Genomic DNA, 1733 nt, shown 5'->3' on the forward strand with positions numbered 1-1733 from the left:
ACAAACAACCGTCGACACCTGTAATTGTATAGCGTATGCGCCTTTCAGCCAGTTGCCCCAGACCAGCGGTCTTGTGGGACATTCTAACTTTCGTTAAATAACCATCTCATTTCATATCTTAAAAAACATGAAATCTGCTGCTATAAAAAAGCTGTACGCTGGATCATGTTGCTATAAATCAGATTTTTATCTCCTCCTGCTTATGCTGTTCTACCGATATAAAACTTCTGCCACAATCGTTATTTTTCTCGCATTCCAACGCGTAAAAGTACAGGAAATGTTACATCTAAATTTTCAGGCATAGCTTGTAAAGCATTTGAAATGAGTTGAAGCGGGTCAGGATCATTTTTGTCTTGATAATGCTTGATCGCTGACCATGTTTTTAAATAGCTCAACAGTTGCTGTGGCGACCATTGATATTGCAAATGCATCTCGGGTACAGCATGCTTGTGAAAAGGAAACGGAATGGTTTGATACCACTCATCAATATAACGGCGCTCCCTGTCCCAATAGTCGTTTAAAGTATCAAAGTACAGTTGTTGAACCAAACTGTTAATCGCAGCATCCTGCACCTCAATCAGGCCATAGCCAATGACCGCCAGCACCCCTTGAGGTTTAAGCACCCGTTTGACTTCTTTATAAAATGCCTCAAAGTCAAACCAGTGAATCGCTTGTGCCACCGTAACCAGATCAATGGATTGTGCAGGAATACTGGTCTACTCGGCTGCTTGCACCTGATAGCTGACATTTTCAAAATAAGGCGCTTGCTGCAACTGTGCTTCACTGATATCAGTTGCGACCACATGATCGAAATACGGGGCTAATAATTGGGTGAATTGTCCAGACCCTGCCCCACAGTCCCATGCAAACGCTCGTCCCGGAACATGCTTTAAAATTTCTTTCACAATTTGGATGGAATAATTTGGGCGGGCTTGTTTATAGCGAAGACTATGATCAGAAAACAGGTCTTTCATTTAATGATTCTCGAAATATTCATTAATTTAATCAATCACCTGATCAATTTTAAAACTGGTTTGGGCAATCGGATTGAGCTGATCATTCAACTGATAATATTTAACATCGTAACTACCAACTTTCCATCCATTGACTGGATTAAAGCTGACCCAGTTTTGTTCCCTATTACTACTTACCCGCTGTGGCATAAAAAATAACACTTCCCCTGTGGACGGGTTACTCCAGCGTACAAAAACCTGTTCGTTATTGGGTACTTTCCCCAAAGTATCAAAATGCGCAAATAGTTGCTGTCCGGCATAAATCTGCCTCGGCAACACCCCACCCGCTGAATATTGTTGCTGAGTCGTCACTGTAGCTTTTCCTACCAAGACTTCATTCGGATCATTTTTTGCATCAACAAATTCACTGACCAGTCGTTTGGCAAATACATGCTTATTTTGAATATTGGATAAATCATAGCCAGGAAAGGATTGTTCCAGATATTTATTGACCTGTGCAGTAGTCGCGCTATCTATGACTGAATTAACCTGCGCTTTCTGATTTTTTAGCTGCTGTTGTAATGCAAGGCCATCTTCAGGCTGAGCCTGCGCTTTTTGCTGGATACGCTGAATAAAATTTTCCACAGCAATATCCTGATGGGGTTCAGGAACAGGCGATACAGATTCAGGCTTGGATGGGGCAACAAAATAACCCAATCCAAAGCAGAGGATGCCAACCAGAAGCACCATGAAAAATTTCATGATTATGAATTACAGGTA

1 protein-coding gene and 1 pseudogene are annotated in these 1733 nt (G+C 41.6%); both read right to left on the reverse strand.

Annotation, left to right across the window (positions count from 1 at the left end):
• Positions 1-239: 239 nt before the first annotated feature.
• A pseudogene (locus tag WAK81_RS01200) lies at positions 240-974 on the reverse strand (class I SAM-dependent methyltransferase).
• A gap of 27 nt (positions 975-1001) precedes the next feature.
• Positions 1002-1703 carry a hypothetical protein gene (locus WAK81_RS01205; RefSeq protein WP_422195348.1) on the reverse strand — a complete coding sequence of 234 codons (702 nt, stop codon included), beginning with the start codon at positions 1701-1703 and terminating at the stop codon, positions 1002-1004.
• Between the last annotated feature and the right edge of the window lie 30 nt (positions 1704-1733).

The sequence above is a fragment of the Acinetobacter sp. genome (assembly GCF_049284435.1).
GTDB lineage: Bacteria > Pseudomonadota > Gammaproteobacteria > Pseudomonadales > Moraxellaceae > Acinetobacter.